Here is a 16,127-nt window from a genome sequence, read left to right as displayed (position 1 = left end):
GAGATGAAGGTGGATATCGAAAAATTCGGCAGGATCGCGGTCATCACCATTGACCGCCCGCCGGTCAACGCGCTGTCGCAGGCGCTGCGCAAGCTGATAGACGCGCGGCTGGACGAGGCGGCGGGCGATGACGCGGTCAAGGGCGTGGTGCTGGCCTGCGCCGGTCGCACATTCGTTGCCGGGGCGGATATCGAGGAACTCGGCGAGGTCCGCCCGCCGACGCTGCGCGAAGTCATCGACAGGCTCGAATCGCTGGGCAAGCCGAGCGTTGCCGCGCTTCGCGGCACGGCGCTTGGCGGCGGGCTGGAACTGGCGCTCGGCTGCACCTTCCGCATCGCAGACCGCGGTGCGCGGCTCGGCCTACCGGAGGTGAAACTCGGCCTGTTGCCGGGAGCGGGCGGCACAGTGCGCACGACCTATCTGATCGGCGCGGAGGCGACGCTGAAACTGGCGGGCAGCGGCGAGATGATGGGTGCGGAAGCGGCGCAGGCCATCGGCCTCGTAGACGCGGTCTTCGACAACGACCTGACCGCGAATGCGATCCGGTTCCTGTCCGACAGGCTTGACGCCGACAATATCCCGCCGCCTGTAAGCCGCCGCCACGCAGCGATGCCGGCTTGCGATCCGGCGGCTTTGGACAGTTTGACGCAAAAACTCTGCAAGAAGGCGCGTTCGTCCGCGCCCGAACTTACGGCACAGTCGGTGCGCAACGCGCTGACGCTGTCCTTCGAGGATGCGATGGCGGAGGAACGGCGCCTGTTCGAGACCGCGACCCAAAGCGCTCGGTTCGGCGCGCTACGCCACCTGTTCTTCGCCGAGCGGACGGCGGCCAGACCCTCGGGCGATGTCGCCGAAGCCCAGCCCCGCGCGGTGCAGACCGTGGCGGTGATCGGCGCGGGCACGATGGGCAGCGGGATCGCCATGGCATTCGCCAATGGCGGCTTCGACGTGATCGTCCGCGAAACCGACGAAGCGGCGCTCGCGCGCGGTATGGAGCGTATCGCGGACACCTATGATCGCTCGGTCAAGCGCGGGTCGCTGAGCGCGGAGGAGGCCGGCAGGCGCAAGGCGCGGATTGCGGGCACAATCGCGATCGCCGATCTGTCGTCCGCCGACCTGATCATCGAGGCGGCGTTCGAGGATATGGCGGTCAAGAAGACCATTTTCGCCGAGCTTGATGCGGTGGCACGGCAGGGCGCGATCCTTGCCACCAACACATCCTATCTGGATGTGAACGCAATCGCGCGCGCGACCACGCGGCCCACCGATGTGCTCGGTCTGCATTTCTTCTCGCCGGCCAATGTGATGACGTTGCTGGAGATCGTGCGCGGCGACGAGTCATCGCCCGAGGTGGTGGCGACGGCGCTCAAGGTTGCCAGGCGGCTCGGCAAACAGCCGGTGGTGGTCGGCGTCTGCCACGGCTTTGTCGGCAACCGAATGCTGCAGGCCCGCAACGCGGAGCTATCGCAACTGTTGCTGGAGGGCGCGACGCCCGGACAGATCGACGCCGCCTTCCGGGCCTTCGGCTGGCCGATGGGGCCTTGCCAGATGCAGGATCTCGCCGGGCTCGATATCGGCTGGCGAAACCGCAAGGCGCTGGGCAGGATCGACGCGCTGCCCGACCGGCTGTGTGAGCTTGGCCGTTTTGGCCAGAAGACCGGCAAGGGCTGGTATCTATACGACGACAGCCGCAAGCCGCAGCCCGATCCGGAGGTGGAGGCCATTATCGCCGAAATCGCGGAAAAGATCGGCATAGCGCGGCGGGCGGTTACCGATGCTGAGATCATCGACCGTACGCATGGTCCGATGATCGCGGAGGGGCGACGCATCCTCGATGAGGGCATTGCGGCGCGCAGTTCCGATATCGATGTCGTGTGGACGCACGGCTACGGTTTCCCCCGCGACCTCGGCGGGCCGATGTACTGGGACGATCATGTGCGCGGGAAAGCGCAGGAAAAGAAGAAGGTGTAACATGGGTGATGCGCACGGGCCGGAACTCGGCCGATTTGTCTGGGACGATCCGTTTCTGCTGGAAAACCAGTTGAGCGATGAGGAGCGCATGCTGCGCGACGGGGCCAATGCCTTCGCCCAGGACAGGCTCCAGAGCCGGGTGATCTCGGCTTACGCGAATGAGACGGTCGACCCGTCGATTTTCACCGAAATGGGCGAAATGGGCCTGCTCGGCGTGACGCTGCCGGAGCAATATGGCGGCGCGGGTGCGGGTTACGTGGCCTATGGCCTGATCGCCCGCGAGATCGAGCGGGTCGATTCCGGCTATCGCTCGATGATGAGCGTGCAATCCTCGCTGGTCATGTATCCGATCTGTGCCTACGGCTCGGAGGAGCAGCGCAACAGATATCTGCCCAAACTTGCCTCCGGCGAATGGATCGGCTGTTTCGGGCTGACAGAGCCCGATGCCGGGTCCGATCCCGGCGGCATGAAGACCACGGCGCGCAAGACGGACGGCGGCTATGTGCTGAACGGCGCGAAGATGTGGATCTCCAACGCGCCGATCGCCGATGTCTTCGTCGTCTGGGCAAAGTCGGAGGCCCATGGCGGCAAGATCCGCGGCTTCGTGCTGGAAAAGGGCATGAAGGGTCTCAGCGCGCCCAAGATCGGCGGCAAGCTCAGCCTGCGCGCTTCCGTCACCGGCGAAATCGTGATGGACGGCGTCGAGGTCGGCGAGGATGCGCTGCTGCCCAATGTCGAGGGGCTCAAGGGTCCCTTTGGCTGCCTCAATCGCGCCCGCTATGGTATTGCGTGGGGCGCGATGGGGGCGGCCGAGTTCTGCTGGCATGCCGCGCGGCGATATGGCCTTGAGCGCAAGCAGTTCGGCCGGCCGCTCGCCCAGACCCAGCTCTTCCAGAAGAAGCTGGCGGACATGCAGACCGAGATCGCGCTCGGCCTGCAGGCGGCACTCAGGGTCGGTCGGCTGCTGGAGGAAGGCGATGCCGCGCCGGAGATGATCTCGCTGATCAAGCGCAACAATTGCGGCAAGGCGCTGGAGATTGCCCGCAATGCCCGCGACATGCATGGCGGTAACGGCATCTCCGAGGAATTTCAGGTCTTCCGCCACATGGCCAACCTCGAAACCGTCAACACCTATGAAGGCACGCATGATGTCCATGCCCTGATCCTGGGCCGCGCCCAGACAGGCCTGCAGGCGTTTTTCTAGGGGAAGGACCGCGGCAACAGTTGCTGAGCGCAGCTCTTCCAGGCTGCCGATGAAGTCTCCTTTTCCGCCCCTCCGTCATGCCGGCCTTGAGCCGGCATCCAGGGCCGCTTGCGCTGAATTTCAGAAAACTGTCTTTTCGTGCAGGGATTTGGTCCTTTCTGGATCCCGGCTCAAGGCCGGGATGACGGCAGAGAACCAGACAGCCTCGTCATGGCACACGAGGTTTGCCAACAAGCTGAAAGCGCCGCCCTCATAACCTGGCAAAGGCGGCGCCGGCCGCTGTCCGTCCGCCAGCCTCATCTGCCGTCCCCACGATATTGCCGGAGACAAGGGCGTCGATATCCTCATCCGACAAACCAAGCTCGCCCAGCACTTCGCGCGAGTGCTCGCCGAGGCGCGGGGCCGGCGTGGTCGGGGCGATCGCGGCGCCGTTGGCCTTGAAGCCCGCCGTCGGGACGTGAACGGTGGTGCCGGATATTGCCTCTATCGGGGTCGTGAGCTGGCGGGCGGCGGCGTGTTCCTCGGCCAGCATTTCGGAGAGATTGCGCACCCTTCCTGCGGGAACGCCGACGGCGTTGAGGTCTTCCTCCCATTCGCTGGCCGACCGGGTCTTGAGGGCGGCTTCAAGGGCGGAGCGCAGCCCGTTCAACTCGTCCTTCGTTGCCGCCGGGTCGCGCTTCGTCTTTTCGGCAAGCTCGGTCAGGCCGAGCGTTTCAAGCAGCGGCACGATCTGACGGAGATTGTTCGCCGCCACCATCAAAAGACCGTCGGAGGTCTGGAAGCAACCCGATGTCGGGCTTCGGCTCCAGGCCTCGTTGCCCGAGGGCTCGGGCTTCCAGCCGGAGCTGAGATGGCTGGTGAGCAGCGAGGCCATCAGCATCATCGAGGTGTCGAGCATGGCGACGTCGAGATGCACGCCTTCGCCGGTCGCCCGCCTTTGATGCAGCGCCGCCGAGATGGCATAGGCCGCGTTGAGCCCGGTGGCGAAATCGACATAGGGCGCGCCGACCTTTGTTGGGCCGCTTTCCCGTGTTCCCGTCGTGCCCATAATGCCGCACATACCCTGGATGACATGGTCATAGGCCCCGCGCCGGCTATAGGGGCCGTCCTGGCCAAAAGCCGAGATCGAGCAGTAGATCAGATCGGGCTTCACCGTCTTCATATCCTCATAGCCGAGCCCGTTGCGGGTCATCGTGCCGGGCCGCATGTTCTCGATGAACACATCGGCGTTTGCCGTCAGGCGCTTGAGAATGTCGCGCCCCTCCGGCGTCTTGATATCGAGCGCCAGCGAACGTTTGGAGGCGTTCTGGGACATGTAGGACAGGCCCATGCCGGCTTCGTTGAGTTCCGGCAACTGGCCGCCCTTGCGGGTCCAGTCGCCGACGCCCGGGACTTCGATCTTGATGACGTCGGCCCCCAGCAGGGCCAGTTGATAGCCGGCATAGGGGCCGGCAAGAACATGGCTGGTGTCGATGACGCGGAGGCCTTTGAGGGGCTCGAACACGGGTAGTACTCCTGAAAGTTCCGGGACGCGACCATCGCGCCCCGGCTATGATGGTCAGTTGGGCGCCGAAACGGCTTCCTTGAGCTTGAGCTCGGACGTATGGGCCGCCTTGACCTCCTCCGTCAGCTCGGCCGCGCCCTTTTCGACGGGCGGGAAGTCGAGATTGGCCATGACCTGTCGCACGCTTTCGGTGCGCCCGGCCTCCAGCAGGGCTTTTTCAAGCGTGGCGACCACGTCTTCCGGCATGCCAGCGGGGCCGACGAGAACCAGTTTCGAGCCGTAGCTCGACATGTAGCCATATTCATTCATCGTCTTGATGTCGGGGCTGGCCACCAGACGGTCTTCACCGGTCGAAGCGATCGTCTTGATCTTTTCGGGATATTTCTGGTGCGCGCCGCCGCTATAGGCGATGTCGAAATCGCCGCCGAGCAGGCCGCTGATCATGCCGGCGCCGCCCTTGATCGGCACGAAGTTCAGATCCAGCCCTTCCTGTCTGGCGACCAGTTCCATTTGTACCTTCGAGGCCGGCGTGATCGTCGCCACCTTGGCGCCGGGATTTTCCTTCGCGTAGGCGACGAATTCGTCGAACGTGTCGTAAGGGCGATCCATGGGCGCGGCGAAGGCCGGCTGATAGGCGGCGATCGAGCCGATCATGGTGAAGTCGTCGATTTCGTAATCGGCGGCGGGGTTCCAGATCTGGTTGGTGGCGACTGCGGAAGACGGCGCCAGCATCAGCGTGTAGCCGTCCGGCTTCGCCATCTTCAGCTTGAGCGCGGCAACGCTGCTGGCGGCGCCGGGCAGGTTCACCACGATGATCTGCTGGCCGAGGGTCTCCTTCATCTCCTCGAACAGGACCCGTCCGATCGTATCGGTGCCGCCGCCGGCTCCGTAGCCGATCAGCGCGGTGATCGCTTTGGTCGGATAGTCTGCCGCAAGCGCTGCCCCTGCGGCGAGGCTCGCCGTGGCGAAGGCCGCGGCGGCGGCGAGTTTCTTCAGTATGGTCATGAGTTCCTCCCAGTTTCATTGAATGCGACGGACCCTTCCGATAGGGCGAGAACCGCGCGGGTGCGGCGCCGGATTTCGGCCAGCGCCAGGATCGCGATAAGCGCGATGGTCAGGCCGATGAACACGGCCGCAATCGGATGCTGCGCAAGGTTGGTGACGTCCCGGTCGAGCAGCGGGATCGTCTGGCGCAAAGTCAGTTCCAGCGACGGCCCGATGACGAAGCCGATCAGGAAGGTGACGAAGGAAAAGTCAAGTTTCTTCGCCAGCACGCCGAACACCGCGAAGATCACCATCACCCCGATGCCAAAGAGGCCGCCGCCCTGCATGAACGAGCCGATCATGCAGAAGAACAGAACGGCGGGCGCAATCACCCGCATCGGCGAGCGGATCACCCAGGCGAAAAACGTCTGACCGATCAGGCCGATCGCCAGAAGGGCGAAGCTTGCCACGATCATCGCCGCGTAAAGGCTCTGGACGATCTCCGCGTCCTCGACGAACATCAGCGGACCGGGCGTGATGCCGTGAATGACGAAGGCGGATATCAGGATCGCAGCGATCACCGAGCCGGGGATGCCGAGCGCGAACAGCGGCACGAAGCTGGAAGGCACCACCGCATTGTCCGCGCTTTCGGAAGCGGCGACGCCTTCAATCGCGCCCTTGCCGAAGCGTTCAGGCGTCTTCGACATGCGCGCGGTGGCGCCGTAGGACATGAACGAGGCAACGCTTGCGCCAAGGCCCGGCAGGATGCCGACGAACACGCCGATCCCGGTGCCGCGCAGGATCACGGGCAGGCAGCGCCGCCATTCCCGACCGGTCACCCGGCTGTCGTCAGGATCGCTCGAGACGCGGATTTCGGCCACCTGGCGATCGAGCTCCCGGTGGTTTGCCATTTGCAGGACCATCTCTGACACCGCCATCATGCCGATCGCGACGGGGATAAGCGACAGGCCGTCGAACAGTTCCAGCCGGCCGAAGGTGAAACGGGGCACGGCGGTTTCGATCTCCATCCCCACCGTCGCGACCAGCAGACCGAGCGTGCCAGAGATCAGCCCCTTGACCAGCGAATTGCCCGCCAGCGCGCCGATGAAGGTCAGCGAGAACAGCAGGATTGCAAATTGTTCGACCGGTCCGATCTCCAGCGCGAACTGGGCCAGCGGCGCGGCCAGCGCGATCAGGCAGAGGGTCGAGATCAGGTCGCCGATCACCGAGGCGTAAAGCCCCATCTTCAGCGCCTTGCCGGCCTTGCCCTGCTGCGCCAGCGGATAGCCGTCGAAGGCGGTGGCCGCCGAGGACGGCTCGCCGGGGGTATTCATGAGAATGGCGGAGATTGCGCTGCCGGCGGTCGAGCCCTTGGCAATGCCGATCAGGAGGCCGATGGCGGACACGGGATCCAGATAGAAGGTCACCGGGATCAGCACCGCAGTGGCGGTGCCCTTGCCAAGGCCCGGGATTGCGCCGACGGCATATCCCACGGCCACGCCGATGAAGACGTAGAACAGCGTCCAGAAATTGGCGATCGACGCGAAGCCGGCCGCGAGCGGAGTGAAGAATGCATTGATCATTGGAAGCTCGTCCCCAGTACGACGTAGAACAGCAGCCACGCGCCGCCCATGAGACCGGCCGGCAGCAGGGTGAGCATGGCGATCCGCCGCTCGCCCAATGCCAGCATCGGCAGGATGATGATCATCAGTCCGGGCAGCAGCGGTCCGGTGTAGACGAAGAGCAGCGTGGCGACGGAGAAGAGAGCGACGACGCCGAGCGTGGCGATGATTTCGCCGCGGCTGAAGACCGGTCCGCTGTCAGCGAGTTCCAGCCGCAGCGACAGAAGCGACTGGACGATCAGCACCAGGCTCAGCACCACCAGAATGGCCGCACACAGGCGCGGCATCATGCGCGGTGATATGATCGCCGTCGGCGCCTCGGCGATCTGCCAGGGGATCAGCACAAGCCATAACAAAATACCGAATGCCATCAGCACGAAGCCGGAAACCAGCTCTGCTTTTTTCATGTTTTCCCTCCCAACCAGTTATTCCGGCGTTCTTTTGCCGCTACCTGTACGGGAGTTTTGAAGGCTTGAGTAACTCAAAGATTGACCACCGGGTATAAGGTTTTTATTATACCGGCGCATGAAGCTCAGAAATCTGAACACCTTTATCGAGATCGCCCAGGCCGGGTCGCTGTCGAAGGCGGCAGGCAGTCTCGGGGTTGCGCAGCCGGCGCTGAGCCAGCTTGTCGCCAATCTCGAACATGCAATGGGGGCAACGCTTTTTCACCGCCGCACAACCGGAATGGAGCTCACGCCGGCGGGCGAGATGTTCCTGAAATACGCCAAGAAGATTTCCGCCGATTTCGAGCAGGCCAGGCTTGACGTCAAGCATGCCAGCCAGGTGCCGGCGGGCGAGGTCTCGGTGGTAATCGCGGCTGCCATCGCCAACCTCCTGGCGCCGGAGCTGATGATGCGCGCCGAAGCGCTGTTTCCCGATGTGAAGATCACGGTGCGCCGCGCGATGAGCTATCCGGCCGCCCAACTGATCCGGGAAGGGCAGGTCGATGTCGGCATCGTGCCGGGGGCGAAATCCATGCCCAACGTCAAGGCGGAACTCGCCTATATTGACGAGATGATATTTGCCGGCGGCATCGGCACGCCGCTCGACCAGCCGGGGCCGATCGCGTTCGCGGAGGCCTGCCGCGCGCCTCTGGTGCTGCCCTCCCAGGGGCATCTTACCCACAGGACCATCGATCAGGTCGCCTTCGATCGCGGCCTGCACCTGAACCTGCGCACCCGGCAGGACAGTTCCTCGCTGCTGCGCAAGCTGCTCGCCTGCGGTTATGCCTACACGATCATGCCGCGTGCCGGCATGCTGGAGGGCGTGCGCGAGGGCAAGCTGTTCATACGGCAGATCCCCGACCTGCCGCTCACCCGGCAGATGTTCGTCATCACCAGCACCGACCGCCCCAACTCCGCCGCGGTCCGCGCCGTGCGCACGCTGCTGTGGCAGCAACTGGCGAGACTGAACGCTGAGGGGTTCATTCCCGCCTTGATGCCGCGGGAGCAAATGCCGGATGACTATCCGATTCCGGAGTAAACGAGGGCGGACGCCAGGCGAGGTTTCGGCAAGACCTTTAAGGCTGAAGCGTTCTGTAGGCTCGGCAATGCGACATCTGCAACCCGTCACGGGGGTTGTCGGATGCGCTGGCGGGCGAGGGGGCGGTGGTCAAGCCGCCCCAGCGGTTAGGCGAAAATCACGCCCTTGCGCAGGATGAAATTGCCGTAGGGGCGCATTTCGCTGGACTGGACCACGGCGAACGCCTCCTTGGCGCGCTCGTAGAAGGCGAACCGTTCCAGCCCGACCGGCTTGTGGCCGAGGGCCTCGAGCGTCGGCATGGCCTCAGCGATCACCGGCGGCACGGTTTCGGGTTCGCCCACGACCTGCATGGTGAGAACCGGGTCGGGCTCGAACTCATCGAGCGGCAGCACGGAAACGATCGCCGACAGCGCCTTGAGCGCATCACAGCCGATCGTAAGCGCAGAGCCGTAGACAGTCTGCTCGCCAACCGAGGCTGCGGGGAAATTGGCGTCCACGATCACGATCTCGTCGCCATGACCCATCATGGCGAGCACGTGCAGCAGGTCGGGTCCGAGGAGCGGGTCAATCCCTTTCAGCATGAGTTTTCCTTTCAAGGGGACGGGTTGCAGGGCCCACGGTCGTTGTGGATGATATCCGTCATATGGCTTGCCCGGTTCGAAAGCAATATGCGCGAATCCGCGCGATTGCAGGGCGTTCTCATCCGTTTGCCTATCAGGTGCGGGAAAGCTATAGTCTCCAAAAACAAAAGCCAAATTGCGGAAAGAAAACGGCTTTCTGCTCAGGCGGGGAGCCGCGATGACCTTCGAGCAATTGCGCATCTTTGTCGAAGTGGCCGAGCGGCAGCATGTCACGCAGGCAGCGCAGGCGCTCAATATCGCCCAGTCGGCCGCCAGCCACGCGATCGCCCAGCTCGAGGCGCGCTACGACGTGCAGCTTTTCTACCGCGTCGGGCGGCGGATCGAGCTCTCCGAGGCCGGCCGCGCCCTGCTTGCCGAGGCGAGCGCGATCCTGGGCCAGGTGGAGCGCGCCGAGCTGGCGCTGAGCGAGTTCAGCACGCTTTTGCGCGGGACGCTGCAGGTGGAGGCGAGCCAGACGATCGCGAGTTACTGGCTGCCGGCGCGGCTTGCCGCCTTTCGCCGCGCCCATCCCGGCATCAACCTGCGCATGAAGATCGAGAACACCCAGCAGGTCGCCGACGCGGTATTGGCAGGGGCGGCGGAGCTCGGCTTCGTCGAAGACGAGGTCGCGCATCCGCAGCTTGTCTGTCACCCCGTCGCCGCCGACCGGCTGATTGTCGTGGTCGCGCCCGATCATCCCTGGGCGGGGCTGAAGCGGCTCGATCCCGCGAAAATGTCGGAAAGCGACTGGGTGCGGCGCGAGACCGGGTCGGGCACGCGCTCGGCCTTCGAACATGCCGCCAGCGCCATGGGCGCGGATGTGGTGGGTTTCCGCATCGCGATGGAACTGCCGTCCAACGAGGCGGTGCGCGCGGCCGCCGAAGCCGGGCTTGGGGCGGCGGCGATGTCGGCCTCGGTCGCAGCACCCAGCCTGGAGGCGGGCCTGCTGCACCACGTTCCGATCGAATTGCCGGAGCGCCAGTTCATCGCCCTGCGCCTCGCCGCCCGCCGACCGACCCGGGCGGTGACGGCGTTCCTGAGCCAGCTTGGCATTGTCGAGGCGGTCAATGGCGCGGAGGCCGAACGGCAGGGTTGAGGCTTGGGCTTGGCGCGATATTTGGGCGCTGCCTTCCACAAATGATCGGTCGACCGGATTTCGTGTCCGTAATCCATCTTGAAACCAGATTGATTGCATCCGATCACAGTATTTGACCGCCTTGACCGGCTTCTCTACCTTTGCGCTAACCGGAATTCCGGATGAGGAAGCCGACAATGCGCAACGCCAGTCACGAAGGTATCAAACCGCAGGTCGATCATAGGGTCGAAAGCGCGGATGCGGGCAGCGCCTTAACCGGGCCGCAACCGCCGCAACAGGCCGCGGATGGCCATGAGCCCGACTATCGCTTCACGCTTGCCAATGAACGGACCTTCCTTGCCTGGGTGCGCACGGCGCTGGCGCTTCTGGCCGGCGCGGTGGGGCTGATGCATTTCGCCAAACCGCTGACCGGCATCGACCCCGACAAGATCTTCAGCATCGCGCTGGCTTCAGCCGGCCTCGTGGCGATCATCTATGCGACCTGGCGCTGGCACAGCGTCCAGCGGGCCATGTCGCAGGACGCGCCGTTGCCCGGCGGTACGGCCATCTGGTTCCTGTCCGGGCTCATCATCCTGACCGGCAGCCTCGCCGGGATCACGGCGCTTGTCACCGGAGGTCTCGTGTAATGCGGAAAGGACAGGCTCATGACCGAACGCCTCATTCCGGGCCGTCCCGGTTTACAGCCCGAGCGGACGGATTTGTCCTGGGTGCGCACCGCGTTGGTTGTGGCCATCAATGGCGGGTTGTTGCTTCTGCGCGAAGGCGCGCCGCCGGACCTTCTGTCAATTCTCGCTGGCAGTTTCGCTCTGGCGCTCTCGATCATGATGATGCTGACGGGCTTCCGGCGCACGCGTCTGCTGCGCCTGCGTCCACTGCCGCTTCACCTCGCGCCGCAACAGGAAGTGCTGATCACCGGCATCTCTGTCGCCTTGCTGGGGGCGATCACGCTCCTGATGATCGCTGTGCGCTGATCGCGGCGACGCGCCCGTCGTTTCCGACCGACCTCACGCCTGAAGGAGCCTCAGATGGCGCGCAATGACCGCGGCGCGAACGCCGCCCCCTCGCAGCAAGCCCTGCGTAACAGTGCCGCCCCGGCTGAGGGCGATGGCGTCGTCACCTCTCCCAAGGTCGGCGACCGGGTTGCGAAAACCACCTGCTACATGTGCGCCTGTCGCTGCGGCATTGATGTCCATATCCGCGACGGCAAGGTGCGCTATATCAACGGCAACAAGGATCACCCGGTCAATCGCGGCGTGCTCTGCGGCAAGGGCAGTGCCGGCATCATGCAACATTACAGCCCGGCGCGGCTCAAGAAACCGTTGTTGCGCACCGGGCCGCGCGGCAAGGGCGAGTATCGCGAGATCGAGTGGGAGGAAGCGCTCGGCATCGTCACCGAGCGTCTCGCCCGCATCCGCGCGAGCGACCCGAAGAAACTCGCCTTCTTCACCGGCCGCGACCAGTCGCAATCGCTCACCGGCTGGTGGGCGACGCAGTTCGGCACGCCCAACTTCGCCGCCCATGGCGGTTTCTGTTCGGTCAACATGGCCGCCGCCGGGCTTTATTCCATCGGCGGCGCCTTCTGGGAATTCGGCGAGCCCGACTGGGAGCGCTCGAAATACTTCATGCTGTTCGGCGTGGCCGAGGATCACGATTCCAACCCTATCAAGATCGGCCTCGGAAAGCTCAAGGCCAATGGTGCCAAGGTGGTCGGCGTCAACCCCTGTCGCACCGGCTATAACGCGATCGCCGACGAGTGGATCGGCATCCGCCCGGGCACGGACGGTCTGTTCGTGCTGGCGCTGGTGCATGAGCTTTTGCGCGCGGGCAAGGTCGATCTCGACTACCTGATCCGCTACACCAATCTGCACCAGTTGGTCATTCGCGACGAGGGGGCCGCCGATGACGGCTTGTTCCTGCGCGATGGCGACGGCAATATCCTGAGCTGGGAGCGGGAGAAGGGGACGACGGCGATCTCCAGCGATCCGACAATTGCCCCGGCGCTGACCGGCACATTTCAGGCCCTCGGCCGCACCGTCAGCCCGGCCTTCCAGCTTCTCGCGGAACGCTATCTGTCAAAGGACTACGCGCCGGATGCGGTTGCCGACAAGTGCGGCGTGCCGGCGGCCACCATCCGCCGCATCGCCGCCGAACTGGCGAAGGTTGCCTTCGAGGAGGAGATCGAGATTCCCGTCGCCTGGACCGACTGGGCGGGCCGCGAACACAAGACCATGAAGGGCCGCCCGGTCTCGATGCACGCCATGCGCGGCATCTCGGCCCATTCCAACGGTTTTCACACCTGTCGCGCCATCCACCTGCTGCAGGTTCTGCTCGGAACCGTCGATGTACCCGGCGGCTTCCGCTACAAGCCGCCCTATCCGAAGCCGGTGCCGCCGCCGCTGAAGCCCGCGGGCAAGGATGGCGGGAAGCCGAACACACCGCTTGGCGGCGCGCCGCTCGGCTTCGTCACCGACCCCGCCGATCTGCTGGTGGACGAAAACGGCGGTCCGGTGCGCATCGACAAGGCCTATTCCTGGCAGGCGCCGTTTTCGGCCCACGGGCTGATGCATATGGTGATCCGCAACGCCTATGAAGGCGATCCCTATCCGATCGACACGCTGTTTCTCTACATGGCGAACATGGCGTGGAACTCGTCGATGAACACATCCGAGACGATGCGGATGCTGACGGCCACGGACGAGAACGGCGACTACAAGATCCCGTTCATCATCTATTCCGACGCCTATCATTCCGAGACGGTGTCCTACGCCGATCTGGTGCTGCCGGACACCACCTATCTCGAACGCCACGACTGCATCAGCCTGCTCGACCGGCCGATCAGCCATGCCGACGGGCCGGGTGACGCGATCCGTCATCCGGTGCTTGAACCCGACCGCGATGTGCGCGGCTTCCAGTCCGTGCTGATCGATATCGGCGCAAGGCTCGGCCTGCCGGGCTTCGTCAACGATGACGGCAGCGCGACATACCGCGATTATGCCGATTACATCGTCAACCATGAACGCAGCCCCGGCATCGGCCCGCTTGCCGGCTGGCGCGGCGAGAACGGCGACCAGCAAGGTCGTGGCGCGCCGAACAAGGACCAGCTCAAGCGCTATATCGAGCATGGCGGCTTCTGGCACCATGAGTTCAAGCCCGAGGAGCGCTTCTACAAGATGGCCAACAGGGCCTATCTGGAGACGGCGGTGCAGTTCGGTTTTCTGTCGAAACCCGAACCGATCATCTTTCAGATCTATTCCGAACCGCTGCAGCGCTTCCGCCTTGCCGCGAAGGGCCACGGCCCGATCCAGCCGCCCGAGGAGGAGCGCGAACGGGTCGCCACCCATTTCGATCCGCTGCCGTTCTGGTCCGAGCCGCTCGAACAGTCGCTGGTTTCGGCGGATGACTACCCGATCCACGCGCTGACGCAGCGGCCGATGTTCATGTACCATTCCTGGGGTTCGCAGAATGCCTGGCTCCGGCAGGTGATGAACCAGAACAAGCTATTCGTGCATCGCGATCTGGCCGCAAGCCTGAATCTCGTCGATGACGACTGGGTCTGGATCGAAAGCCCGCACGGGCGGGTGCGCGGTCAGATTTCTCTGGTGGAGGGCGTGAACCCGCGGACGGTCTGGACCTGGAACGCCATCGGCAAGCGGCGGCGAACCTGGGGGCTGCACGAGAATGCCGGCGAGGCCAATCGCGGCTTCCTGCTCAACCATGCCATCAGCGAGCTGCTGCCGCCTGATGCCAGGGGGCGCCGGCTCTCCAACTCCGACCCGGTGACGGGGCAGGCGGCGTGGTTCGACCTGCGCATCCGGCTTATCAAATGCACGCCCGAAGAGGCGGGGAGCACCGCCCCGCTCGAGCCGTCGGCGGAACTGCCGCCCGGCCTTTCCGATGGCCCCGACAAGCTGACCTACGGCGCGGAGTTCAAGCCAACCCACAAACCCAGGGAGCGCGCGAAATGACCTGTCTTCCCGCAAAGACCGACCGCAAGCTTGGCCTTGCCATCGACCTCGATACCTGTGTCGGCTGCAATGCCTGCGTTACCTCGTGCAAGGAGTGGAATGCGGGCGGGCACATGGCGCCGCTGACCGATCTCAACCCCTATGCCGACAAGGTGGATGGGGTGTTCTTCAACCGGGTCCACACCTATGAGCAGGATACGCCGAAGGGCGGTTCCACCATCCATTTCCCCCGCTCGTGCCTGCATTGCGAGACGCCGGCCTGCGTCACGGTCTGTCCCACCGGCGCGTCCTACAAGCGCGCCGCAGACGGGATCGTGCTGGTGGACGAGGACAAGTGCATCGGCTGCAAGCTGTGCTCCTGGGCCTGTCCCTATGGCGCGCGCGAATTCGATGTCGATGTCGGCGTGATGAAGAAATGCACGCTCTGCGTCGACCGGATCTACAACGAGAACCTTGCGGAGGAGGATCGCGTGCCCGCCTGCGTCGCCGCCTGTCCCACCGGAGCGCGCCATTTCGGCGATTTCGGCGATCCGGACTCGGCGATCTCTAAGCTTTCGGAGGAACGCGGCGGCGTCGCGCTGATGCCGGAGCTCGGCTACAACCCGACAAACCGCTATTTGCCGCCGCGCCCCAGGCGCGATGCCGCCTCCGCGACCGGCGCCCTGCCGCTTGAGGATGCTTCGCCCGAGGGCGGCTTTCTCGGCTGGGTCGATCGCATGCTTTCGAGGTAGACGCCGATGCATCCCGCCTTTTCCGTCATCTTCTTCACCACCGCTTCCGGCGCGGGCTATGGCCTGCTGTTCCTGCTGGGGCTCGCCGCCGCCTTCGGCCTGCTGCCGCCGGACCCGTGGCTTGGTCTCGTCGGCTTCGGCCTGTCGCTCGGCCTGATCTCGGCCGGCCTGTTGTCGTCCACCGCCCATCTCGGCCGCCCGGAACGCGCCTGGCGCGCCTTCAGCCAGTGGCGGTCGTCATGGCTTTCGCGCGAGGGCGTTTCCTCCGTGGCGACCTATGTTCCCGCCGTCGCGCTCGCCTTCGGCTGGGTGATCCTGCAGGCCAGCGGCGGCTGGATGGCGCTTGCCGGCGTGCTCGCCGCCATTGGCGCGGTCGCGACCGTCATCATGACGGCGATGATTTATGCCTCGCTCAAACCGATCGCGGAATGGCACGGCCCCTGGACGCTGCCCTGCTACCTCGTCTTCGCCGCGATGACTGGCTTGACGCTGCTCAACGCGCTGCTCGCCATCTTCGGCCCGGCAAGCCGGTTCGTTGCCGTGCTGGCGGCTGTCCTTGCGCTCGCCGGGTGGGCGGTCAAGCGCGGCTACTGGGCCTATCGCGACAGCGGCAAAGCCCAACCCACCGCCAATCAGGCGCTCGGCCTCGGCGAGGGTGACATCCGCCAGGTGCAATCCCCGCACAGCGAGCAGAATTATCTGCTGAAGGAAATGGGCTATCGCGTCGCGCGCAAGCATGCCGCAAGACTGCGCCTGATCGCGCAATGCCTTGCCTTCGCCCTGCCGGCGGTCTGCCTGTTGCTGTCGCTGCTGCTTCCCGGACCGCTGGCGCTGGTGCTCGCGCTTGCCGCCGTCCTGCTGCAACTTGCCGGCATGCTGGTCGAACGCTGGCTGTTCTTCGCCGAAGCGCGGCACACGGTGACGCTTTACTACGGCTATTGAGCG

Annotated in this window: 14 protein-coding genes; 9 read left to right on the top strand and 5 right to left on the bottom strand. The window is 64.8% G+C overall.

Annotated elements, in window-relative coordinates:
• Positions 1-3: 3 nt before the first annotated feature.
• On the top strand, positions 4-1,971 hold the full coding sequence (locus V6767_RS09120; RefSeq protein WP_448473183.1) for a 3-hydroxyacyl-CoA dehydrogenase NAD-binding domain-containing protein: 1,968 nt from the start codon (positions 4-6) through the stop codon (positions 1,969-1,971).
• A gap of 1 nt (position 1,972) precedes the next feature.
• On the top strand, positions 1,973-3,175 hold the full coding sequence (locus V6767_RS09115) for an acyl-CoA dehydrogenase (protein ID WP_448473182.1): 1,203 nt from the start codon (positions 1,973-1,975) through the stop codon (positions 3,173-3,175).
• A gap of 250 nt (positions 3,176-3,425) precedes the next feature.
• Here the strand turns inward: V6767_RS09115 and V6767_RS09110 are convergent, their stop codons facing one another.
• Genes V6767_RS09110 through V6767_RS09095 form a run of 4 tightly spaced genes read right to left on the bottom strand, consistent with a single transcriptional unit; the run spans position 3,426 to position 7,692 of the window.
• A complete protein-coding gene (locus tag V6767_RS09110; RefSeq protein ID WP_448473181.1) occupies positions 3,426-4,679 on the bottom strand; it encodes a CaiB/BaiF CoA transferase family protein in 1,254 nt (417 codons plus the stop codon).
• A gap of 54 nt (positions 4,680-4,733) precedes the next feature.
• Positions 4,734-5,684, bottom strand: coding sequence for a tripartite tricarboxylate transporter substrate binding protein (locus tag V6767_RS09105; RefSeq protein WP_448473180.1), 951 nt, complete (start codon positions 5,682-5,684; stop codon positions 4,734-4,736).
• Positions 5,681-7,246, bottom strand: a complete 1,566-nt coding sequence (locus tag V6767_RS09100; protein WP_448473179.1) for a tripartite tricarboxylate transporter permease — start codon at positions 7,244-7,246, stop codon at positions 5,681-5,683. The genes V6767_RS09105 and V6767_RS09100 overlap by 4 nt, the downstream gene beginning before the upstream one ends.
• Positions 7,243-7,692: a tripartite tricarboxylate transporter TctB family protein gene (locus V6767_RS09095; protein ID WP_448473178.1), complete on the bottom strand. Its 450-nt coding sequence runs from the start codon at positions 7,690-7,692 to the stop codon at positions 7,243-7,245. The genes V6767_RS09100 and V6767_RS09095 overlap by 4 nt, the downstream gene beginning before the upstream one ends.
• A gap of 118 nt (positions 7,693-7,810) precedes the next feature.
• On the opposite strand from V6767_RS09095, the gene V6767_RS09090 reads away from it, so the two are divergent.
• Positions 7,811-8,770, top strand: coding sequence for a LysR family transcriptional regulator (locus V6767_RS09090; RefSeq protein ID WP_448473177.1), 960 nt, complete (start codon positions 7,811-7,813; stop codon positions 8,768-8,770).
• 146 nt (positions 8,771-8,916) lie between these two features.
• Here the strand turns inward: V6767_RS09090 and V6767_RS09085 are convergent, their stop codons facing one another.
• Positions 8,917-9,351 (bottom strand): RbsD/FucU family protein, encoded by a 435-nt coding sequence (locus V6767_RS09085; protein ID WP_448473176.1) that lies wholly within the window; start codon positions 9,349-9,351, stop codon positions 8,917-8,919.
• Positions 9,352-9,568: 217 nt separating this feature from the next.
• Between V6767_RS09085 and V6767_RS09080 the strand changes: the two genes are divergently transcribed.
• The 6 genes from V6767_RS09080 to V6767_RS09055 all read left to right on the top strand — a co-directional run bounded on the left by V6767_RS09080 (position 9,569) and on the right by V6767_RS09055 (position 16,124).
• Positions 9,569-10,486, top strand: coding sequence for a LysR family transcriptional regulator (locus tag V6767_RS09080; protein WP_448473175.1), 918 nt, complete (start codon positions 9,569-9,571; stop codon positions 10,484-10,486).
• A gap of 161 nt (positions 10,487-10,647) precedes the next feature.
• The gene (locus V6767_RS09075) at positions 10,648-11,112 is read left to right on the top strand and encodes a YidH family protein (protein ID WP_448473174.1); all 465 of its coding nucleotides are present in this window, start codon (positions 10,648-10,650) and stop codon (positions 11,110-11,112) included.
• 18 nt (positions 11,113-11,130) lie between these two features.
• Entirely contained in the window at positions 11,131-11,457 is a 327-nt protein-coding gene (locus V6767_RS09070) for a DUF202 domain-containing protein (RefSeq protein ID WP_448473173.1), read from the top strand.
• Positions 11,458-11,511: 54 nt separating this feature from the next.
• On the top strand, positions 11,512-14,451 hold the full coding sequence (locus V6767_RS09065; protein ID WP_448473172.1) for a molybdopterin oxidoreductase family protein: 2,940 nt from the start codon (positions 11,512-11,514) through the stop codon (positions 14,449-14,451).
• The gene (locus V6767_RS09060; RefSeq protein ID WP_448473171.1) at positions 14,448-15,182 is read left to right on the top strand and encodes a 4Fe-4S dicluster domain-containing protein; all 735 of its coding nucleotides are present in this window, start codon (positions 14,448-14,450) and stop codon (positions 15,180-15,182) included. Before V6767_RS09065 ends, V6767_RS09060 begins: the two co-directional genes overlap by 4 nt.
• Positions 15,183-15,188: 6 nt before the next feature.
• Positions 15,189-16,124, top strand: a complete 936-nt coding sequence (locus V6767_RS09055; protein WP_448473170.1) for a dimethyl sulfoxide reductase anchor subunit family protein — start codon at positions 15,189-15,191, stop codon at positions 16,122-16,124.
• Positions 16,125-16,127 lie beyond the last annotated feature (3 nt).

The sequence above is a fragment of the Martelella sp. FLE1502 genome, assembly GCF_053484255.1.
This window is presented reverse-complemented; position numbering and strand designations above follow the sequence as displayed.